The organism is Marinobacterium arenosum (genome assembly GCF_019795155.1).
Classification (GTDB): Bacteria; Pseudomonadota; Gammaproteobacteria; order Pseudomonadales; family Balneatricaceae; genus Marinobacterium_C; species Marinobacterium_C arenosum.
This window is the reverse complement of sequence record NZ_JAILYN010000002.1, coordinates 117196-138939: the sequence shown is the minus strand read 5'-3', so window position 1 is coordinate 138939 and position 21744 is coordinate 117196. Positions and strand designations below refer to the sequence as shown.

Here is a 21744-nt window from a genome sequence, read left to right as displayed (position 1 = left end):
GCCGTAGCATGAATAAACTGATGCCGATGACGTTGCTGGCCACCGCCGTATTGGCCGGCTGCAGCAGCTTGAAAGACAACGCGCTTTATGGCGAAAGCGGGCTGATCCGCGACCGCTCGCAGGACTATGAAGCCTCCAGAAAAGAGCAGGCGCTGGTGATCCCGCCGCATCTGCAGGCCAAGCAGCTGAACAACCCGCTGGAGATCCCCGATCTGGATCTGACGGCTTCCGAGCGTAGTACCGAGTTTCAGGTGCCGCGACCGGAGTTCTTCTATGCCGATACCACCAACGAAGCGGTCAACCTGGCCCGTGAAGGTGACCGGAAGCTGATTGTCGTCGATGAGCCGATCGGCGATGTGTGGGTCAAGATGCAGGAGTTCTGGCGCTACAACGGCGTCGAGATCGCCAAGTCCGATCCGGTGCTCGGGGTGATGGAAACCCAGTGGCTGGAGCGTGAGGGTGAGGATATAGATGCGATCGGTCGCTGGGTCAAGCGGCTAACCTTCCAGAGGATCGATGGCCCAACCAAGAACAAGATGCAGGTACGCCTGAAACCGACCGTCGATGATCCGGGCCGGACCAGCATTCAGATGCGTCATGTCCAGTTCCCGGCGGAACAGGAGGTGGCCGCCATCGACTGGAATCAACAATCGCGGGATATCGGTTACAAGTCGGATATGATGTTCCAGATGCTGCGTTACCTGAGCAAGGCGACCGGCGAGCGTAGCTCTGCCAGCCTGGTGGCATTGCGCGATCAGGTTAGCGGCGGTCACCAGCTGGGGCGGGATTCGCGTGGTAATCCGGTGCTGAAGATCGACGCATCGCTCGATACTGCCTGGGGGATGGTCGATCACGCGCTGGATGCGGCGGCGCTCGACGTGGGTACCCGCGACCAGCGCAAAGGGGTGTTCTATCTGACCTACACCACGTCCACCCCGTATGATGAGACTCAGAAGATGGGCTTCTTCGAGTGGCTGCACGGCGATCGTGGCGAGATCAAGCTGGATACCAGCTTCCTGGAGCGTGCGATCGGCGTGGGCGAAGAGGGCGGCGAGGCTGGCGAGGACGCTATCCGGTACAGCGCCAAGGCGGCGCCTGCGAAAGTGGCCTCCGCGGATGGTAACGACAGCCCAACGCATATCGTCAAAGAGGGCGAGATTGAAATACCGGCCGCCGACGACGAACTGGCTCAGAAAGACGGCTTCAAGATCTGGCTGGGTGGCAAGGTTATCTACGTGTTCAGCACCGACGAAGAGAGCGGTGTCTATAACGAGGAGACCGGCGAGGTCGAGCATGTCGGCCGTTACCAACTGACCCTGGATCGTTCCAGCGGGGGGGTGTTGCTGCAGGTCTTCACCGACGAGGGGCTGACTGCGCCGGCAATCGTTGCCGAAGAGATCCTCTGGAAGCTGAAGGATCAGCTCAACCAGGCCGGTTGAGCAGTGTTCAGCAAAAGAGCTGATGTCTGATTAGGAAATTGAAAAAGGGGCTCGCGGCCCCTTTTTAGTGGCCGTATCTCTGTGTCGGACAGGCCTGAAAAGACTAAGGAGAAAATTATGAAAGCGGTGATTCTGGATCTGGAAAGTCTGGAAGACCTTGAGCTGTCGGCATTGCGTGCCGAGTTCAGTGAACTGCAGGCCCATATGGCGACCACGCCGGAGCAGCTGGCGGAGCGGCTCGCCGGGGTCGAGGTGGTGATCACCAATAAGGTGGTGATCGATGCGGCCAGCATCGCCCGGGCGCCGGAATTGAAGCTGATCTGCGTGGTGGCGACCGGCACCAACAACATTGACCTGGCGGCGGCGCGCAGTGCCGGTATTCAGGTCTGCAACTGCGTGGCCTATGGTGTCGATTCGGTGGTGCAGCATGTTTGGGCGTTGATCCTTGCGCTGCACACCAATCTGTTGAACTACGACAAGGCGGTCAAGGCCGGCGACTGGGGGCGGGCCAGCCAGTTCTGCATGCTGTCGTTTCCGATCCGCGAGCTGGCCGGTCGCACGTTGGGGGTCTTCGGTTATGGCAACCTGGGGCGCGGCGTTGCCCGGATCGGCGAAGCTTTCGGCATGCGGGTGCTGGTCGGTGAACGGCCGGGGCAGCCGGTGCGCGACGGGCGGGTGGCGTTCGAGCAGCTGCTGGCCGAATCGGATCTGATCAGCCTGCACTGCCCGCTGACCGATGAAACCCGGGATCTGTTCAATGCCGGCACGCTGGTCAAAATGAAGCCGGGCAGCTTTCTGGTCAATGCCGCACGCGGCGGTATCGTCAACGAGCAGGCGTTGATCGAGGCGCTCCAGTCCGGTCACTTGGCGGGTGCGGCGACCGATGTGCTGAGCGAGGAGCCGCCGTGTAACGGCAATCCGCTGATCGATGCTCAGCTGGATAATCTGATCGTCACGCCGCACAGTGCCTGGGGCAGTCGCGAAGCGCGTGAGCGGATCCTGCAGCAGACTGTCGAGAATATTCAGGCGTTCAAGCGCGGTGAGGCGCTGCGCTCGGTGCTTTAATCACGGGGCCAGGCATAAAGAGGATTCTTCGCGCTTTAGTGGGAAGATCCTCTAACCCGTTCATAAAGCAAAAAGTGCTCGTCGACCGCTCGGGCTGTACTTTGTAGCAGCCCGCTCCGCGGGCGACATTCGCGGACTCTGTTGTCCGCGGCATAGAGAGCCCCGCCTAGGGGCTCCTGCCTTGTAACCTCGTAGGGTGGGCACGTTTTTTGTGCCCGCGCGGCGCTGTTCACCTGAGCTGGGTGTTTCCTGTTAATCCGCGAAGAGACTTAAAAAGGACAGGGCTTTTCGAAGCGCAGCGGTTCACCGCTGATCGGGTGCTGTACGCTGAGCATCTCGGCGTGCAGTAGCAGTCGCTCACTCTGTTTGCGTATCGGCTCGGGGGCGTAAAACTCGTCGCCGAGCATCGGATGGCCCAGCGACAGCATATGAACCCGCAGCTGGTGGCTGCGGCCGGTTATCGGCAGTAGCTCGACCCGGCTGTTGCCGTCGACCGCTTCCAGTCGACGCCAGTGGGTCTGCGCCGGCTTGCCCTGTTCGTAGCAGACCATCTGCAGAGGTCGTCTTTCCCAGTCGCAGCGCAACGGTAGTTCGACGGTGCCTTCGCTCTGTGCCAATTGGCCGGCGACGATCGCCTGGTAGCGCTTGCCGGTCTGGCGGTGCTGGAATTGCAGGCTCAATGCCCGATGGCTGTCGGCAGTCAGGGCCAGCACCATCACCCCGGAGGTGGCGTAGTCGAGCCGATGCACGATGCGGGCGGTCGGAAACTGTTGCTGTACCCGGTGCCAGAGGCAGTCCTGCTTGTCCGGACCCTTGCCCGGCACCGATAGCTGCTTGGCCGGTTTGACGACCGCCACCAACTGGTCGTCGCTGTAGAGAATCTCCGGCATCGGTTTCATCGCGGCTGCCGTACGAACAGCGCCAGCGACTCCACATGGGTGGTCTGCGGGAACATATCCATCACGCAGAACCGGGTAAGTCGGAAGCCTGCCTTGTGCAGTTCGCCGCCATCACGGGCCAGTGCCGCCGGGTTGCAGGAGACGTAGAGCAACTGGTCGGCGGGGCCGTGGATCAGCTGGCGTACCAGTTCCAGCGCACCGGTGCGGGGCGGGTCGAGCAGCACTTTGTCGAAACCCGCTTTGAACCAGTCGCTCTTACGGATCGGCTGGCTCAGGTCGGCCGCTTCGAACCGGCAGTTGTCCAGCCCATTGCGGGCGGCGTTGGCGCGGGCCCGTTCGACCATCCGCTCGCTGCCTTCGATGCCGATCACGCTGGCAGCCCGGCTGGCCAGCGGCAGGGTGAAGTTACCGAGGCCGCAGAACAGGTCCAGTACCCGCTCTTCCGGGGTTGGTGCCAACCAGTCGAGGGCGCGGACGATCATCTGTCGGTTCAGTGCGTCGTTGACCTGGATAAAGTCGCCCGGCGCAAACTCGAGCGTCTGGTTGAACTCCGGCAGTGAAAAGGTCAGTTCACCGGCCTGTTGGACGATTTCGATCCGCTCGCCGTGGTCCAGGTAAAGATTTAGCTGCTGCTCGCTGGCGAGCTGTTTCAGCGCGCCCAGTAGCGCGTCGCCAGGACATTTTTTGACCCGCAGAGTCAGTGCGCCGACCTGGTCGCCGTAGCTCAGTTCGGCGTGGGTGATCTGTTTGCTGCCGCCATGCTGGTCCAGCAGTTCGCTGAGCAGCCGAAACAGCGGCTCGCCCCGTTGATCCAGCACCGGGCACTGTTCCAAGGCGGTAATCCGATTGCTGTTACGGCGTCGGAAACCAACGATCGAGCTGCCGTCCTGGCGCTGGTTGATACCGATGCGCGCGGCGCGGCGGTAGTGCCAGCTGTCCGATGTGAGCGGCGGCTCGACCTGTTCCGGTTGCAGCCCGCCGAGTCGTTCCAGTTGTTCCAGCACCCACTGCTGTTTCTGGTGGATCTGCTCGTCATGGGATAGGTGCTGCAGTTGGCAGCCGCCGCAGCTGCCAAAATGAGGGCATCCCGGCGTCGCACGCTGATCGGACGGTTGCTCTATCGACAGGCATTCGGCTTCGTCGTAGCGGCGGTGCTGCTGGCTGATCTTGGCCGTTACCTGTTCGCCGGGCAGGGCGCCTTCGACAAACACCGTCTTGCCTTCGTGGCGGGCGATACCGCGGCCTTCGTGACTGAGCTTGTCGATGCTGAGCGACAGCGGTTGCTGCGGCGTTTTACTGCGGCGCGGTTGCGGGCGGCCGAACTGGATCCGTTGACGCATGCTCTGTACCTGAAAAATCAAAGCGCGCATTCTACCAGTGGTCTCTAATGATGGTAAGCGCAGTTGGTGGCAACCGCCGCCGGCCGGTATAGTGGTCGGCTGGCATTGCCGTAGATGGAGATAGATATGTCACATGAACATCCTTTTGCCGGTTTTATCCGCATCCTGGGTAAGGGTAAGCAGGGCTCGCGCCCGTTGAGCCGGGACGAGGCCCGCGAGGCGTTGACGATGATCATGCGGGGCGAGGCGCGCCCGGAGCAGATCGGCGCCTTCCTGATGCTGCTGCGGGTGCAGGAGGAGACGCCGGAGGAGCTGGCCGGTTTCGCCGATGCGGTACGGGCCCAGATGCAGGCGCCGTCGCTGGCGGTGGACCTGGACTGGGCGACCTATGCCGGTAAGAAGCGCCGTCACCCCTGGTTCGTGCTGGCGGCGCTCTGCCTGGCCAGTCACGGCGTGCGGGTGTTCATGCATGGCGCCCAGGGCCATACCGTCGGTCGGCTGTATGCCCAGCAGGTACTGGAGGCGCTCCAGGTGCCGATTTGTAGGGACTGGCAGCAAGTGTCCGCAGAGCTGAACCGCAGCCAGTTTGCCTACCTGCCGCTTGAGCGGATGGCACCGGCGCTGGGCGAGCTGATCGAGTTGCGTGCAGTTCTTGGGCTGCGTTCGCCGGTGCACACCCTGTGCCGAATGCTCAATCCGCTGCATGCGCCGGCCAGTATCGACGGGGTGTTCCATCCGCCCTACGGCCCGCGTCATCAGCAGACCGCCCAGCTGTTGGGCAGCGAGCGCAACCTGACCCTGAAAGGGGACGGTGGCGAGGCCGAGGCGCGGCCGGACAGTGAGAGCTGGGCACTCTGGCTGCTGGACGGCGAGCTGAGTGAGCAGCAGTGGCCACGGCTGCTGGATAAGCGGCTGGTGCGTGACGATCAGATCGACCTGGATACGGTGGTGGCGCTCTGGCGTGGCGAGCGGGCGCATGAGTATGGCGAGGCGGCGGTGATCTCGACGCTGGCGATCACCCTGAAATTGCTGGGGCGAGGGGAGCAGCCCGAGGCCCTGTTCGCGCAGGCGGCCGAGCTATGGGCTCAGCGTGATATAGGTCATTTTGTTTGAAAAATGTACAAACGAGCGTTTGATATGGATAATTGCTGTTCCAATTATTGAACAGATACTAAAGAGTCCATGATTCAGAAACCGCTCCGTCGCCGTTGTTTTCTCAAGGCGCTCAGTGGCGCTACGCTGGGCGCGATTGGTGCGCCCGGCCTGGCCAAGGCCAATGTCCGGTCCAATTTCGTTCGCGACCAGGATATCGGCTTCCTGAACCTGCATACCGGCGAAAAGCTGCTGACCAGCTTCTGGACGCCGGACGGTTATCAGCCGGATGCGCTGCAGTCGATCAATCATGTGCTGCGCGACCACCGCGCTGATCTCAGTACCCAGATGGATATCCGGTTGCTGGAGATGCTGGCCGAACTACGCCGTCGGCTGGGAACCCACGAGCTTTTCCATGTGATCTCGGCTTACCGTTCGCCGCAAACCAACGAGATGCTACGCAACAAAGGCCACAAAGTGGCCAAGCGCAGCTTCCACACCAAGGGGCAGGCGATCGATATCCGGATTCCGGGCATTGAACTGCGTGATCTGCACCGCGCCGCACTGTCGCTCAAGCACGGCGGGGTGGGTCTTTATACCGGTTCGGACTTCGTCCATGTCGATGTCGGCCCGGTGCGTCGCTGGGGCAGCTGAGTCCGTAGCGATCAGGCGCGGCTCAATCGCGTCTGAGCCGGTCGGAGATGGCGATCGGCGACGGGAAGTAGAAGATCACCACGTAGGTCGACAGCAGGAAGGTCAGAATCGCGGTGGCCTGAATGACGTGCGAGGCCTGCTGGCCGATCAGCTGCGCGCTGGTCGCCATATAGGCGATCAGCAGCGAAAACTCGCTGGTCTGGCCGAGTCGGAAGCCGATCTCCCAGCCCATCTTCGGGCTTTCGCTGATCCGGCTCAGCAGGAAGCGGAAGGTGGTGGGTTTCAGCACCATGGTCAGCAGTGCGGCGATCACCGACGGCACCAGAATCTCCTCCCACAAGCTCAGATTGAAGCTGGCGCCGATCGAGAAGAAGAACAGGATCAGGAAGAAGTCGCGCAGCGGTTTCAGGCTGGTGGCGATATATTGGGCGATCGGGCTAGTGGCCAGCGCGATGCCGGCAATAAAGGCGCCGATCTCGGCCGACAGGCCGGCCATATGGGCCAGCTCGGCCACCCCCAGGCACCAGCCCAGGGCGACCAGGAAGATGTACTCGTGAAAGCGATCGAAGCGGGTAATCAGCTTGATCAGCACGTAGCGCACGAACACGAAGGCCCCGACAGTCAGCAGCGGCAACGCCAGGATGGTTTTGACAAAGCTTCCCACGCCATTGTCCGGTGATTCGCCACTATAAAGGAACAGCAACACCATGATGGCGATGACGTCCTGCAGCAGCAGCAGGCCGACTACCAGTTCGCCGGTGTGCTTATGGTGCAGTACCGTGGTTGGCAGCAGTTTGATGCCGATGATGGTGCTGGAGAACATCATCGCCACGCCGATGATCACCGCCTCGCTCTGGGTAAAGCCGAAAATGATGCCCACCAGATAGCCGGCCGCCATGAAGATCACCGAGCTGCCGATCGCCACCAGGGTCGCTTTTTTCAGCATATGGGCCAGGTGGCTGGGCTGCATATCCAGCCCCAGCAGGAACAGCAGGAAGATAATGCCGATATGGGAGATCTCGGCCAGCAGCCGGGTATCGGTTACCAGTTCCAGTCCGTAAGGGCCCATCAGCGCGCCGAGTACGATATAGGCCACCAGCAACGGTTGACGGGTATAGAGTGCGACCGATGCCAGCGCCGCGGCGCCGGTAAAGATCAGAAAAAACGAAAAGACCAGACTCTGCTCTTCCATTGACATCCTTCTTACGGCTTGGCTCGACTGCTCAGAGCTGCCAGTCTAACAGATCGACTGTTTCCTTAAACACAGATCTCGGCCCAGCGGCGTTGCTGCCAGACCCGGATATAGATCAATGACGACAGCGCCCGGTAGAGGACCTGCAGCTGCCAGATGCCGAGCAGGCCGAACCCCAGTACCGGTCCGACCAGCCAGGCCAGCGGCAGAAACAGCAACCACTGCACGCTGGTGGAGATCATCAGTACCAGCCGGTTGGCGCCGGCGCCAAGTAGCGACTGCGCCAGCACGATGGCGGCGGTGTCGGCGCAGATCGCCAGGGCGGTCAGCCGCAGCGGAGCGCTGGCCTGGTCGACCAGGGTTTCGTTGTTCAGGAACAGCGCCAGCAGCAGTTCAGGAATCAGTAGCAACGGCAGGCTGAGCAGGCCGATCAGCCCCAGCGCGGTGATGATCACCTGCCAACCCCAGCGATAGGCGCGCTCGGACTGGCCGGCGCCGAGCGCGTGGCTGACCAGCGAGGTGCTGGCGACGCCGAAGCCGACCGCCGGCAGGATCAGGAACAGTGCCAGGTTGATCAATACATGGGCGATCGCCTGTTCGGCGGTGCCGAGCAGGCCGACGATCCAGAACAGGATCAGAATGCCGAGCGCCATAAACAGCTGTTGCAGGGAGTGGGGGATTGACAGCGCCAGCAGCGTGCGCAGCGGTCGATAACCGTTGCCGAGCCTGCGCAGGAACCCTGCGTGGCGGGCATCGCGCCAGACCAGCACGCCATTCAGTGCGCAGCCGACATAGAGTGCGATCGCCGTGCCGAGGCCAGCGCCTGGAGCGCCCATCTCCGGCAGGCCGAACCGGCCGAAGATCAGGCCGTAGCTCAACACCACATTCAGCAGGTGCATCGCCAGCAGGGTGCGAACATAGCTAGCGGGACGGTGGCTGCCATTCCACCAGCCGCGCAGGGCCAGATTGAGTGCCACGGCGGACATGGCGGCGGTGCGGTAGTCGAAATACTGACGGGCGATTGCGGCGGAGGTCGGTTCGGCCAGCCAGCCGGTCAGCCAGGGCGACAGGCTGATGAACAGCAGGCTGAGCGGCAGGGCGACCAGCAATGCCAGCAAGATCGCCCAGTTAACCGGCTCGGCCGCCAGTTGGTGACGATTCTGTCCCTTGCGGCGGGCCACCATCGCCTGCACGCCGGAGGACAGCCCCAGGATCAGGCTGATGGCGACGAAGTTGGCATAGCTGCCGGCGCCGACACCGGCCAGGGCCGCTTCGCCGAGCCGGCCGACCAGCGCTGCGTCAACCAGGTTCAACAGACTTTGTGACAGCATGCCGCCGATGATCGGCAGGCCCAGCGCGAGAATGGTGCGATAGGGCGCGGTGCTGGGCGTCTGTCGGGTCATCGGAAACTCTGGCTGGACAAAGGCCGCTAGTCTAACAGATTTGCGCGCAGGGGTGAGTGTGGCGCTGGGTTGGTCAATAACTGATCAATTTACTCGGGTTTTGAATCGTTGTATGCTGGGCGCAAACCAACCCTCCGAGTGTGTTACCGGGAGACGCGAGTTATATGAACATTACCGTTACTGCCAGTGCCGAATCCTACCTGGCCGACCTGCTGGCAAAGCAGGAGGCCGAAGGGATCGCCGTACGCATGTTTGTTACCCAGCCGGGTACCCCGTACGCCGAAACCTGCCTGGCCTACTGCCGCCCGGAAGAGGTGGTGGCGGATGACGAACTGATGGAGCTCGATAAGATTCGGGTCTACGTCGAACGCAACAGTGTGCCTTTCCTTGATGAGGCACTGGTCGATTTTGCCGAAGACCGGATGGGCGGCCAGTTGACCATCAAGGCGCCGAACGCCAAGGTGCCGAAGGTGTCCGAGGACAGCCCGTTGGCCGACCAGGTCAACTATATCCTGTATTCCGAAATCAACCCGGGGCTGGCGTCCCACGGTGGTGAGGTCAAGCTGATCGAGCTGGTGGAAGAGGATCAGGGCTACATCGCTATTCTGGAGTTCGGTGGCGGTTGCCAGGGCTGCAGTGCCGTCGACATGACCCTGAAAGATGGGGTTGAACGTACCCTGGTGGAGCGGATTCCGGCGCTGGCCGGGGTGCGTGACACCACCGATCACAGCGTGCGTGAAAACGCATACTACAAGTAAGACGGATCGTTACGGGCCCCGGTGGCACCGCTTCGGTGTCCCCGGGGCCTTGCAGTCTGTCGGGCTTGGCCGATCGTGGCGAGGGAAAGCGGGGTTGAGGCAGGTTTTTCGAACGATTGAGGCGAATAGCGAGCTATTTAGCGAATTTGTTCGGAAAAAATGACCAATATCGGTTTTTCCGCACGACTGCATGGATGCAGTCGTTAGGGCGAAGCAGGAAGCCAGAGCCGAGTAGATCAGTGCTAAGTCCGACCGGCTACCAGCCTCCTCAAACGCGCGCCGTCGCGTTGTTTCACGGTAGGGATACTGCTATATACTGATAGACGTCAGTCGCCGAACTTCCCGCGAAATAAACTTTGTCACAGCCCTTGTAATCGGTAATACAGGGCCCCATGTACGCTAGTAATCGTGTAGTAATGAACGTTAGGCTGCCGTTGTTCGATGGCAGTCAGGGTAAAGAGGATACTCATGGCGCACATTGAAGATCAGGAAGAAAACATGACCATTGAGCTTCCGGTCCTGCCACTGCGGGATGTCGTGGTCTATCCGCATATGGTGATCCCGCTGTTTGTCGGTCGAGAGAAATCGATCCAGGCACTCGAAGCGGCCATGAGCCAGGATAAAGAGATTCTGCTGGTTGCCCAGAAGAACGCCTCCGATGACGAGCCCAGCTCGACGGATCTGTTCGACGTGGGGACGGTGGCCAGCGTATTGCAGATGCTCAAGCTGCCGGATGGCACCGTCAAGGTGCTGGTTGAAGGCGACTATCGGGCGCGCATCCACTCGCTGAGCGAAGAGGGCGACCACTTTGCGGCCACTATCTCGGTATTGCCGGTTGAAGAGCTGAGTGAAAGCGAGGCGGAGCTTTACAAGCGCTCCGTGTTGGAGCAGTTCGAGCGCTTCGTGCAGGTCAACAAGAAGATCCCGTCCGAGGTGATCGCTTCGTTGCAGAATATTGATGATGTCGGTCGCCTGGCCGATACCATCGCTGCCCATATGTCGTTGAAGCTGGACGAGAAGCAGAAGATTCTCGAGACCCTCGGCAACCGTGAGCGCCTGGAGCACCTGATGGCGCTGATGGAGGGCGAGATCGACCTGGTCGAGGTTGAGAAGCGGATCCGCGGCCGGGTCAAGAAGCAGATGGAGAAGAGTCAGCGCGAGTACTACCTCAACGAGCAGATGAAGGCGATCCAGAAGGAGCTGGGCGATCTCGACGAGGCCGGCAGCAACGACATGGATGAGCTGAAAAAGCGCATCGATGAGGCGAAGATGCCGAAGGAAGCGCTGGAAAAGACCATGGCGGAGTACAACAAGCTGAAGATGATGTCGCCGATGTCCGCGGAAGCCTCCGTGGTGCGTGGCTATATCGACTGGATGCTGCAGATCCCCTGGTCGAAACGCTCCAAGGTCCGTCATGATATGAAGCGTGCCGAGCGGATCCTCAACGAGGACCACTACGGTCTGGAAGAGGTCAAGGACCGCATTATCGAATACCTGGCGGTGCAGAAGCGGGTCAAGAAGATCAAGGGGCCGATCCTCTGTCTGGTTGGGCCGCCGGGGGTGGGTAAGACCTCGCTCGGCCGCTCGATTGCCCGGGCAACCAACCGCCAGTACGTGCGCATGGCGCTGGGTGGGGTGCGAGACGAGGCTGAGATCCGTGGTCACCGCCGCACCTACATCGGTTCCATGCCCGGCAAGCTGGTGCAGAAGATGGCCAAGGTCGGGGTCAAGAACCCGCTGTTCCTGCTCGACGAGATCGACAAGATGGGCATGGACCACCGCGGCGATCCGGCGTCGGCACTGCTGGAAGTGCTGGATCCGGAGCAGAACAGCACCTTCAACGATCATTACCTGGAGGTCGACTTCGACCTGTCCGATGTGATGTTCGTCTGCACCTCGAACTCGATGAATATTCCGGGCCCGCTGCTGGACCGTATGGAGATTATTCGAATCCCCGGATATACCGAGGACGAGAAGTTAAATATTGCTCGCAAGTACTTGATTCCTAAGCAGGTTAAAAATAACGGCCTGCGTGAGGCAGAGGTTGATATCGCCGATGAGGCGGTGCGCGACCTGGTCCGCTACTACACCCGGGAAGCCGGTGTGCGTGGTCTTGAGCGGGAGATCGCCAAGATCTGCCGTAAGGTGGTCAAGGAGCTGGCGCTGACCGACAGCAAAGAGGTGCAGAAAGTCGACAGCGAATCGCTGGAGGGGTACTCCGGGGTGCGTAAGTACACCTTTGGTATCGCCGAAGAGCAGGATCAGGTCGGTCACGTCACCGGTCTGGCCTGGACCCAGGTGGGTGGTGATATCCTCAGCATCGAAAGTGCCATCGTGCCTGGCAAGGGGCGCCAGGTGCATACCGGCTCGCTCGGTGACGTAATGAAGGAGTCGATCCAGGCGGCTCTCACGGTGGTACGTAACCGTGCCGAGAGCCTGGGGATCGAGCCGGACTTCCACGAGTCGCACGACATCCATATTCACGTGCCCGAAGGGGCGACGCCGAAAGATGGTCCCAGTGCGGGTATCGGCATGTGCACGGCGATTGTTTCCGCGCTGACCGCTATTCCGGCGCGGGCCGATGTGGCGATGACCGGTGAGATCACTTTGCGCGGTCAGGTGTTGGCGATCGGCGGACTCAAAGAGAAGCTGCTGGCGGCACACCGTGGCGGTATCAAGACGGTGATCATTCCTCAGGAAAATGAGCGCGATCTGAAGGAAATTCCTGACAATATCAAAGCCGATCTCGACATTAAGCCGGTTAAATGGATAGATGAGGTGCTCGATATCGCGCTCAAATATCCGCCTAAACCGCTCGAGAAAAAGGCCAAGGAAGAGGCTGCTCAAAAGAAAAAAAGCGCTAAAAATGAGCGGGAACAAATTAAGCCGCATTAAGGGCTGAATCGCGTGAAATGCCCGTATTGCCTGCTTGACAGCGGTTTCGGGCAGTTGGTATAAAGTGCCAGACAAACGTGCTGGGCATAGACAACAGAACACATAGAATAACGATTCGACAAAGGGGAACAACGTGAATAAGTCTGAACTGATCGACGCTATCGCAGCTTCAGCGGACATTCCGAAGGCAGCGGCTGGCCGTGCACTGGACGCTACTCTGGATGCCATCACAGAAGCGCTGCAGAAGAGCGAGTCCGTCGCTCTGGTTGGCTTCGGTACTTTTGCGGTTAAGGAACGTGCAGCACGCACTGGCCGTAACCCGCAGACCGGTCAGCCGATCGAAATCGCAGCTGCGACGCTGCCGACGTTCAAGCCGGGTAAAGCCCTGAAGGACGCAGTAAATAAATAAGACTCCTGGGTATTAGGAGACTTATTTGAGCAGGAGCGGTAGTTCAGCTGGTTAGAATACCTGCCTGTCACGCAGGGGGTCGCGGGTTCGAGTCCCGTCCGTTCCGCCAGATATAAAAAAGGCGTATTCCACTAGCGAATACGCTTTTTTTTTAGCTGAAAGTAATCTGAGGAAAAGATGCTTCAATCAATCCGAGATAATTCACAGAGTATCGTCGCCAAGGTCATTGTCGGCCTGATCGTGGTTACCTTTGCGCTGTTCGGTGTGGAGTCCCTGGTCAGCCTGACTGGCGGCAGTAATGCGCCGGCAACGGTCAATGGCGAGGAGATCGGTGAGCGCGAGCTGTTGCAGGGGGTTGAACTGCAGCGTCGCCAGTTGCTGGCCCAGATGGGCGAGAATGCCGATCCGTCGCTGCTGGAAGACGACGCGATTCGTGAAGGGGTGCTGGACGGACTGATCGAGCAGGCAGTGCTGGTGCAGTCTGCCCAGAATCAGGATATGCGCATCTCCGATCAACTGATCGACCAGCTGATCGTCGGTACGCCGGACTTTCAGCTGGACGGTAAATTCGATCGTCAACAGTTCGAGGCGCTGTTGCGTAATGCCGGCCTGACGCCGCTGACCTATCGGGCCCTGCTGCGCAAGGAGAAGCTGATCGAGCAGGAGCGTCTTGGCTACATGATGTCCGCATTTACCCTGCCGGGTGAGGCGCAGCAGGTGGTGGAGCTGGATCGGCAGACCCGCGACCTGAGCTACTTCGTACTGCCGGCGGAGCCGGTCAAGGCGACGATCGAGATTTCCGACGAAGAGCTTGCTGCAGAATACGATAAGCGTCGTGGCAGCCTGATGACCGACGAGCAGGTTGTCGTCGACTATCTGCTGTTGGAGCGCGAATCGCTGGAATCCGAAGTCTCGGTAACCGACGATGAGTTACAGACGCAGTACCAGACTCTGCTGGAGAACTTCAGTGCCGAGGAGCAGCGTCACGCCGCCCATATCCTGGTGGAGGTTGGTGACCAGCGTGATGACGCCGCCGCCAAGGCGCGCGCCGAAGAGTTGTTGGCGCGGCTGCAGGCCGGCGAAGATTTTGCCACGCTGGCCCAGGCCGAGTCCGACGATATCGGTTCCGCCGAAGCCGGTGGTGACCTGGGGGTGAACGGCAAGGGTGTATTCGTGCCGGAGTTCGAGGAGGCGCTGTATGCGCTGACCGACACCGGCAGCCTGTCTGAGCCGGTGCGCACCGATTTCGGTTATCACATCATCAAGCTGATCGATGTGAAGCAGCTGCAGGCGCCGAGCTTTGCCGAAACTGAGGAGCGTTTGCGTGCGGAACTGGTTCGGGAGAAATCCGAGGCGATCTATGTCGAACAGCGCGAACGACTGGCCGATATCAGTTTCTCCTCCGCCGACCTGGCAGAGCCGGCTGAAGTGCTGGGGCTGACCATCCAGCAGTCAGCGCCGTTCGGCCGTAACGGTGGTGCCGATTCAATTACCGCCAATCCCAAGGTGATTAAAGCGGCCTTCGGTGATGAGGTGTTGAAAGATCGCGTTAACAGCGTATTGATCGACTTGGATAACAGCCGGGCGGTGGTACTGCACCTGAAAGAGCATCGCCAGCCGCGTACCAGGACGCTGGATGAGGTGGCCGAGCAGCTGCGGGCCGAGCTGGTCGAAAGCCGGGCGCGTGAGCAGCTCAAGGCAATGGCGCAGGAGAAGCTGGCTGCGCTGCGTGCCGGTGCCACCATGGCGGAGCAGGCCGGAGAGCTTGAGCTGGTGTCCCGTGAAGGGGTTCAGCGTGCCACGCGGGATCTGCCGCTGGAGGTGCGCACCGAGCTGTTCCGGATGGCGCAACCGGAAAACGGTGCCAGCTACGCCAGTGTTCCGATGTTCGATGGTAGCTATGCCGTCATAGCGCTGGAGCAGGTAGCGGTAGCGGATTCCGAACTGTCCGATGACGAGCGCCGTAGTATCCAGCGAGTGCTGGCGTCCGGTCGCGGCCAGGCGGATTATCGTGCGATGCTGGAGCAGCTGAAGTCCGAGGCCGAGATCGAGCGCCTCTGAGGTGTGAGCTTTCCAGGCCGGTAAGATACAAAAGGGCGTCTCTTAGGGGCGCCCTTTTTTATCCCCTTCGGGGAGCGACAAGAGGCAAACTGCAAGCGGAACAGCGGATAGCCCTAGTAGGCTCTGGCGCAAGATCTGGTAGATGTCGGGGCGCCGTTGAGCGCGGCAGAGGTTGACCGGCAGTGGGGCAAGTTTTCAACTTGCTCCCTTGCTGGTCGGCTAGTGATTCTACGCTTCTCCAGGTCCAGGATCGGTCGCCTGCGGCATCTGTGGGCAAAAATAGCTTGGTATGGTGGGCTCGTTTTCTGTGCTCGCACGGCGCTTGTTCACCGGATGTCGATGCTTTCCTCTGCTTCGCGAAGACCTTTTTATTATTAATCTGCCCGCTTTGACTGGAGCAATCGGATAGTCTTGGCGGTGCCGGCGAGACTGGTGTAGCTGCAACCGGTCTGGCCATCGTGTCCATGTGGATACAGGTGGTACGAGGTTGCGCCCAGGCAATCCGGTATTGGCGGAGTTGTACCTTACGACTGTTTGTCGTCCGTGTCCTTGTCATCCTTTTTCAGGCTGGCGTAGTACTCATCCTCGTAGTAGCGGCCCCGCACCGACAGCTTGGCTTCCAGCCAGCGGTTGTAAAGCTTCCAGATAAAGAACCCCGGGGTCATCAACAGCATGATCCCCAGCATCAGGCCGCCGCCGGCATAGCGCTCGGGAACCTGCTGGGCGACCCAGTCGAGGATGCCCAGCTGGTGACCGGCGTAATACCACAGGATCAGGCCGAGGAAACCGGCGCCGACACCGATATGGTGAAGAGTCTTGTTATGCATGTTCAGTCATTATCTCGATCTATGTGGCTGGGGTAGGCAGCTTGGTTGTCTAGCCGTTGCTGATCTGGCGTCGTGTCTGTGCCTGGCTTTCGATAATCTGGCGGGCCAGTTGGGTGCGGCAGTTTTCCGGCAGACGGTAAAACTCCACCGCAATCTCGAATTCGTCAGCCAGCCGTTTGCAGCGCAGTACGCGGGCGTGCAGCAGGATGCCGAGACAGGAGTCCGGGAAGATCAGCTTCATCGCCAGGTAGCCGTCTTCGTCAAGCGGCTGCGGGTATTGAAACAGCATCCCGCCTTCCGACAGGTTGATGTGCTGGTGGATCATCCGATCCATGTTGATGCTGCTCGATACCAGTGCGCGACCCAGGGCGTCTATCTTGTTGTTGAGCAGCTGCAGGTAGCTGGCCACCGCACCGTCCCTCTCAGCGATCTTGCGCAATAGGTGGTGGCTTTCGGCGTCCTGTTCATGGAGCTCGCAGAGCAGCGAAAAGGCGGGCGATACTTCGAACTGCTCGGGGCGGGGGCCAGCCAGCAGTTCACTTTCCTGGATCGGTCTAATATCCAGGGCGACTTTCTGGTTGATTCGAAAAAACTGGCGACGGTCTTTGTCCTGCACGGTCCGCTCGCTGAATGATTGTCGTTTGGCTGCAGTATAGCGGAGAACCCTAGCTGAATGGTATCGGGGTCTTTGCTGACAATTCCGCTCTGGCGGGTGTGGCCGGGCTTACTGCCGGGGCTGGTTCTGTGATTTAATGCGCCGCTATGTTTAAGCCATTTTCCATCTTTGTTGGCTTGCGCTATACGGCGGCCAAGCGCAGCAACCATTTTATCTCGTTCATCTCGCTGGCCTCGATGCTCGGCCTGATGCTGGGTGTCGCGGCGTTGATTGTCGTGCTGTCGGTGATGAACGGTTTCGATCGCGAACTGAAGCAGCGGATCCTCGGCATGGTGCCGCACGCCACCATCAGCGAGTACGGCAAGTCAATCGCCGACTGGCGGCCGCTGCTGGCGGAGCTGGAGCAGGCACCGACGGTGGTGGCTGCGGCGCCCTATATCCAGGCGCAGGCGATGCTGACCAATCGGGGTGCCGTGCAGGGAGCGTTGATCAACGGTATCGATCCGGCCTATGAACGCAAGGTGTCGATCCTGTCGCAGCATATGGCCGCCGGCAGTCTGGAAGCGCTGGAGCAGCAGTCGTTCGGTATCGTGCTGGGCGAGCTGCTGGCGCGTTACCTCGGCGTGTCGGTGGGGGACAAGGTGACGCTGGTGTTGCCGGAGGCTTCGGTCAGCGTGGCGGGGGTGATCCCGCGGTTGAAGCGCTTCACGGTGGTAGGAGTTTTTGCGGTCGGGGCGGAGCTGGATGCCTCGCTCGGCTATATTCACCTGCGTGATGCGGCCAAGATCAAGCGGCTTGGCGACCAGATCGACGGCATTCGGCTGCAGTTCGACGACCTGTTCGAGGCGCCACGGCAGGTGCGCGAGCTGGCTGCCGGATTGCCGGGCTATTTCCGGGCCAGCGACTGGACCCGTACCCACGGCAACCTGTTCCAGGCGATCCAGCTGGAGAAGCGGATGATCGGCCTGCTGCTGTTTCTGATCGTGCTGGTGGCGGCGTTCAATATTGTCTCCACGCTGGTGATGGTGGTGACCGACAAGACCGCCGATATCGCTATTCTGCGCACTATGGGCGCGACGCCGGGCCTGGTGATGCGGGTCTTCATGGTGCAGGGGTCGGTGATCGGCGTGGTGGGCACGCTGCTCGGTACCGGGCTCGGCACCCTGCTGGCGCTGACCATCTCCGACCTGATCAGCTGGTTGGAGGACACCTTCGGTATCCAGTTCCTCAACGCCGATGTCTACTTCATCAGCTACTTCCCGTCCGAGCTGCGCCTGGCGGATGTGCTGGTGATCACTCTGTCGGCTCTGCTGATCAGTTTTCTGGCGACGCTGTATCCGGCCTGGCGCGCTTCACGGACCCAGCCGGCGGAGGCATTGCGTTATGAGTAAGGCGGTAATGCAGGGCCGGCAGATCGGCAAAATGTACCGGGATGCCGGCGAAGAGCTGCAGATTCTGGATGGTGTCGAGCTGGTGCTCAACGCTGGCGAGCAGGTGGCGATCATGGGGAGCTCCGGCTCCGGCAAGAGTACCCTGTTGAATATCCTCAGTGGTCTGGATAAACCCACGGATGGCACCGTGGAGGTGGTCGGTCAGGACCTGTTCGCCCTGAGCGAGGCGAAGCGGGCGGCACTACGCAATGCGGAACTGGGCTTCGTGTATCAGTTCCACCACCTGTTGCCGGAGTTCTCGGCGTTGGAAAACGTTGCTATTCCCCAGCTGCTGGGTGGCCGTCCGGTTGCCGAGGCCCGTGAACGGGCGGCACAGCTGCTGGGCGATGTCGGCCTGGCCGGCCGTCTCAAGCACAAGCCCGGCCAGCTTAGCGGCGGTGAACGGCAGCGGGTGGCGATCGCCCGGGCGCTGATCAATCAGCCCTCCTGCGTGCTGATGGACGAGCCGACCGGTAATCTGGACCAGCACACCGCCCAGGAGGTGCAGGCGCTGATGCATCGACTCAATGAACAGTTCGGTATCGCCTTTCTGGTGGTGACTCATGATCTTGAGTTGGCCCGTCAGATGGATCGGCTCTATGTGCTGGAAGAGGGTTGTCTGCGGCAGGGATAGTTTTTGAAGTTAACAGTTGGAAGTTGACAGTTCTGAGCTGATATCGGTGGTTGATTGCCGCAAGATGAACCTCTGTTGTAGGAGAGGTTCAGCCAGACGGTTCTACCAAGAAAAGCGAATGTCTTAAACCTGGCGTGCTGCGATATTGTAGTAAGCTTGTTGCAGCTTTCAGCGATTCCGCCGGCGAGCCCAGTTGCGGTTGACGTGCCACATCCACAGGCCGCGCACCGCGAAGTAGGATGCCACCCCGCCGATCAGGCCGCACACCAGCGAGCCGAGCAGCAGCGGCCACCAGATCGCCGACAGGCTCTCGCTCAACCAGCTCATCGACAGTTCGAACTGGATGGTCGGGTCCTGGCCGCCCAGCAAGGCGGCACCCACCAGGTAGGTACCGTAGAAGATCGGCGGCATGGTGATCGGATTGGTCAGCCAGACCAGACCGACCGAGATCGGCAGGTTGCTGCGGAAGATAAATGCCATCGCCGCCGCTACCAGCATCTGGGCCGGAATGGGCAGGAAAGCACAGAAAATTCCGACGAAAAAGGCGCGCGAAACTGATTTGCGGGTCAGGTGCCAGAGGTTGGGTTCGTGCAGATGGTCGCCCAGCCAGCTCAGGTGTTTGTGTTCCTTGAGCTTGGACTCGTCCGGCATGTACTTTTTAATGAGTTTGCGCGGCATTACTTCTGCTGACCCGGCGTCGTTTTAATCCGCGCTATTATGCACCCTGCATTCAACTAAGCCAAATGGACGAGATCAAGGATGATCGCATATGTGGCTGGTATCGCGCTGGTGGCGCTCATGCCCCGGTTGCTTCCGCTTTGGTTACTGTTTCTGCCGGTTCTTCTGGTATTGCTATCGTTACGTGGGCGCCCGCCGGGCTGGCTGGTCGCGTTATGGCTGGGTCTGTTGGTGGCTACCCTGTGGGGGCATTGGCAGCTGCAGCATCGGCTGCCGTCTAATACGCCGCGTGCTGACTGGCAATTGCGGTTGCTGATCAACGATCTGCCGCAGCGCAAGGCGGGCGTGCTGCGTTTTAATGCCAGGGTGTTGAACGCACATTCCGTGCAGGTCGGAGCGCACCCTTTGCGCCAGGTCCGACTCAGCTGGTATCAACCGTCGGTCAGCTTGGAGCCTGGCATGATGATCGATGTCCAGGCACGACTTACCCCACCACATGGTCTGTCCAATCCGGGCGGCTTCGACTATCCCCGCTGGCTGTTGAGCCGCGGTCTGGACGCCACCGGTTATGTGCGCCAGCTGAGTGTCATCGACCGGGGGCGTTGCTGTCGGCTGCAAAGTTACCGGCAGCAACTCCATAGCTGGTTGGAGGCCCGTTACCGGGTGCCGGACACTGTCGCCACGGCGGCTGCGTTGCTGCTGGGGGTCAAGCAGGGCTTCGATGAGCGCCACTGGCAGCTGTTGCGCAGTACCGGCACCGTGCATCTGGCGGTGATCAGCGGCCTGCATATCGGCTTCGCGGTGCTGCTGGGCTGGTGGCTGGGGCGCCAGCTGCAGCGCTGGCGCAAGCGGGTACAGGATGCTCGGGGCGGTCCAGTGGTGCTCGGCTTATTGTGCGGCCTGCTATATGCGCTGTTGGCGGGTATGGCGCTGCCGACCCAGCGGGCGATGTTGATGGTCGCGGTATTGTTGGGCAGCTTCCTGCTGCAGTGGCGTACCGGTCACTGGCAGCGCTGGTGGTTGGCGATGGCCGTGGTGCTGACGCTGGCGCCGCTGGCGTTTTATGAGGCCGGCTTCTGGTTGTCGTTCGGTGCGGTGGCGGTGTTGCTGTGGTTGGCTGGCCTGCGCCGGCAGGGAGCCGGTTTGTTGCGGGTTCAGCTGGCGATCTTTATCGGTATGTTGCCGCTGCTGGCGTGGTGGTTCTCGGGCTTCTCGATACTGGCGCCATTGGTCAACCTGCTGGCGATCCCCTATGTCGCGATGATGCTGCTGTTGTTTCTGCTCGATGGCCTGCTGGCGCTGTTGCGGCTCGATCTACTGCTGCCACTGGTTGATGGCGCTGTGGCGCTGTTCTGGTGGGGGCTGGCGGCGGTCGCTGACTGGCCGCTGAGTCATCTACAGCTGCCACAGCCGGACTTGCCGGCGACGCTGTTGGCGCTGCTGGGCAGCGGACTGTTGCTGATGCCGCGTGGCTTTCCCATTCGCTATCTCGGCCTGTTGCTGTGGCTGCCGCTGCTGACCGGCCAGGCAAAAGTGCCGGTGCCGGGGCGATTCGAGGCCTGGTTGTTCGATGTCGGTCAGGGGCTATCGGTGTATGTCACCAGTGGCAATAAGCACCTGCTGTACGATACCGGTCCGGCTTACCGCTCCGGTGGCAGCGCCGCCGAACGGGCGGTGTTGCCGGCATTGCGCAGCCGGCAAGTGGACCGGCTCGACCAGTTGATCATCAGTCATAACGATATCGACCACGCCGGTGGCCGCGAGGCGGTGCTGGCGCGGCTACCGGTGGCGCAGCGGCTGACCGGCAGTCCTGAGCTGCTGTCCGAAGCAGGTATGCGGCTGTGCCGACCCGGTCGGCAGTGGCGCTGGGGCGGGGTGGATTATCGGCTGTTGGCGGGCGGCGAGGGTGTCGACGACAACGACCGCTCCTGCGTGTTGGAGGTCCGCAACCGGCACTGTTCATTGTTGCTGCCCGGTGATATCGGTAGCGACAGGGAACGGACGCTGCTGCCATCGTTACGGCCGGTCACCTGGCTGGTGGCGTCCCATCACGGTAGCCGGTTCAGCTCCAGCCGGGCGTTTTTACAGCAGCTGGCACCGGAATACCTGTTGTTCAGCGCCGGGTATGCCAATCCGTTTCAGCATCCCCATCCGGACGTGCGGGCGCGGGCCGACGCATTGGGGATTCAAATGCTGGATACCGTCAGCAGCGGCGCAATCCGGTTGATCGGTGACGCCGATGGCCGCTGTCGGGTAACAGCCTGGCGCCCAGCGCAGTCAGGCTATTGGCACTAATGCTTTGAAAACCGGGCGGGTTTGGTGGTGTTCGGAGGAACTGTGATAAAGTATCGG

The 21744-nt window shown here is 60.7% G+C and carries 18 protein-coding genes and 1 tRNA gene; 12 read left to right on the top strand and 7 right to left on the bottom strand.

Translation table 11 applies throughout. The features are described from left to right. Nucleotides 1-8: 8 nt before the first annotated feature. Both bamC and K6T12_RS01590 read left to right on the top strand, forming a co-directional pair. The gene (bamC, locus tag K6T12_RS01595; RefSeq protein ID WP_222218808.1) at nt 9-1439 is read left to right on the top strand and encodes an outer membrane protein assembly factor BamC; all 1431 of its coding nucleotides are present in this window, start codon (nt 9-11) and stop codon (nt 1437-1439) included. A gap of 117 nt (nt 1440-1556) precedes the next feature. Next, nucleotides 1557-2504: a 2-hydroxyacid dehydrogenase gene (locus K6T12_RS01590; protein ID WP_222218806.1), complete on the top strand. Its 948-nt coding sequence runs from the start codon at nt 1557-1559 to the stop codon at nt 2502-2504. Nucleotides 2505-2773: 269 nt separating this feature from the next. Here the strand turns inward: K6T12_RS01590 and K6T12_RS01585 are convergent, their stop codons facing one another. After that, nucleotides 2774-3403 (bottom strand): pseudouridine synthase, encoded by a 630-nt coding sequence (locus tag K6T12_RS01585; protein WP_315853550.1) that lies wholly within the window; start codon nt 3401-3403, stop codon nt 2774-2776. After that, complete coding sequence (gene rlmD, locus K6T12_RS01580; RefSeq protein WP_222218804.1) at nt 3400-4743, bottom strand: 23S rRNA (uracil(1939)-C(5))-methyltransferase RlmD; 1344 nt, start codon at nt 4741-4743, stop codon at nt 3400-3402. The genes K6T12_RS01585 and rlmD overlap by 4 nt, the downstream gene beginning before the upstream one ends. 126 nt (nt 4744-4869) lie before the next feature. Between rlmD and K6T12_RS01575 the strand changes: the two genes are divergently transcribed. Then, complete coding sequence (locus tag K6T12_RS01575) at nt 4870-5856, top strand: glycosyl transferase family protein (protein WP_222218803.1); 987 nt, start codon at nt 4870-4872, stop codon at nt 5854-5856. A 69-nt stretch (nt 5857-5925) separates the two neighbouring features. After that, complete coding sequence (locus K6T12_RS01570; protein WP_222218801.1) at nt 5926-6489, top strand: YcbK family protein; 564 nt, start codon at nt 5926-5928, stop codon at nt 6487-6489. Between the two features lie 22 nt (nt 6490-6511). Here K6T12_RS01570 and K6T12_RS01565 read toward each other — a convergent pair whose 3' ends face one another. Beyond that, a complete protein-coding gene (locus tag K6T12_RS01565) occupies nt 6512-7681 on the bottom strand; it encodes a cation:proton antiporter domain-containing protein (protein ID WP_222218799.1) in 1170 nt (389 codons plus the stop codon). Between the two features lie 65 nt (nt 7682-7746). Next, a complete protein-coding gene (locus tag K6T12_RS01560) occupies nt 7747-9084 on the bottom strand; it encodes an MATE family efflux transporter (protein WP_222218797.1) in 1338 nt (445 codons plus the stop codon). 164 nt (nt 9085-9248) lie between these two features. On the opposite strand from K6T12_RS01560, the gene nfuA reads away from it, so the two are divergent. The 5 genes from nfuA to K6T12_RS01535 all read left to right on the top strand — a co-directional run bounded on the left by nfuA (nt 9249) and on the right by K6T12_RS01535 (nt 15207). Next, nucleotides 9249-9842 carry a Fe-S biogenesis protein NfuA gene (nfuA, locus tag K6T12_RS01555; protein WP_222218795.1) on the top strand — a complete coding sequence of 198 codons (594 nt, stop codon included), beginning with the start codon at nt 9249-9251 and terminating at the stop codon, nt 9840-9842. A gap of 468 nt (nt 9843-10310) precedes the next feature. Further along, complete coding sequence (lon, locus tag K6T12_RS01550; protein WP_222218793.1) at nt 10311-12737, top strand: endopeptidase La; 2427 nt, start codon at nt 10311-10313, stop codon at nt 12735-12737. A gap of 133 nt (nt 12738-12870) precedes the next feature. Next, on the top strand, nt 12871-13146 hold the full coding sequence (locus K6T12_RS01545) for an HU family DNA-binding protein (protein ID WP_222218791.1): 276 nt from the start codon (nt 12871-12873) through the stop codon (nt 13144-13146). A gap of 32 nt (nt 13147-13178) precedes the next feature. After that, a tRNA-Asp gene (locus K6T12_RS01540) sits at nt 13179-13255 on the top strand. Nucleotides 13256-13323: 68 nt separating this feature from the next. Then, nucleotides 13324-15207 (top strand): SurA N-terminal domain-containing protein, encoded by a 1884-nt coding sequence (locus K6T12_RS01535; protein ID WP_222218789.1) that lies wholly within the window; start codon nt 13324-13326, stop codon nt 15205-15207. Between the two features lie 524 nt (nt 15208-15731). Here K6T12_RS01535 and K6T12_RS01530 read toward each other — a convergent pair. Next, nucleotides 15732-16034, bottom strand: coding sequence for a hypothetical protein (locus tag K6T12_RS01530; RefSeq protein WP_222218787.1), 303 nt, complete (start codon nt 16032-16034; stop codon nt 15732-15734). Between the two features lie 49 nt (nt 16035-16083). Then, nucleotides 16084-16650 carry a PilZ domain-containing protein gene (locus tag K6T12_RS21725; protein ID WP_222218785.1) on the bottom strand — a complete coding sequence of 189 codons (567 nt, stop codon included), beginning with the start codon at nt 16648-16650 and terminating at the stop codon, nt 16084-16086. A 146-nt stretch (nt 16651-16796) separates the two neighbouring features. Here K6T12_RS21725 and K6T12_RS01520 point away from each other — a divergent pair, with 146 nt between their 5' ends. Together K6T12_RS01520 and lolD are read left to right on the top strand one after the other, a co-directional pair. Then, nucleotides 16797-18041, top strand: coding sequence for a lipoprotein-releasing ABC transporter permease subunit (locus K6T12_RS01520; protein WP_222218783.1), 1245 nt, complete (start codon nt 16797-16799; stop codon nt 18039-18041). After that, on the top strand, nt 18034-18714 hold the full coding sequence (gene lolD / locus K6T12_RS01515) for a lipoprotein-releasing ABC transporter ATP-binding protein LolD (RefSeq protein ID WP_222218781.1): 681 nt from the start codon (nt 18034-18036) through the stop codon (nt 18712-18714). Before K6T12_RS01520 ends, lolD begins: the two co-directional genes overlap by 8 nt. 168 nt (nt 18715-18882) lie before the next feature. Here the strand turns inward: lolD and K6T12_RS01510 are convergent, their stop codons facing one another. Beyond that, entirely contained in the window at nt 18883-19392 is a 510-nt protein-coding gene (locus K6T12_RS01510; protein WP_222218779.1) for a DUF2062 domain-containing protein, read from the bottom strand. Between the two features lie 81 nt (nt 19393-19473). On the opposite strand from K6T12_RS01510, the gene K6T12_RS01505 reads away from it, so the two are divergent. Continuing rightward, nucleotides 19474-21687, top strand: coding sequence for a DNA internalization-related competence protein ComEC/Rec2 (locus tag K6T12_RS01505; protein WP_315853548.1), 2214 nt, complete (start codon nt 19474-19476; stop codon nt 21685-21687). Nucleotides 21688-21744: the final 57 nt, after the last annotated feature.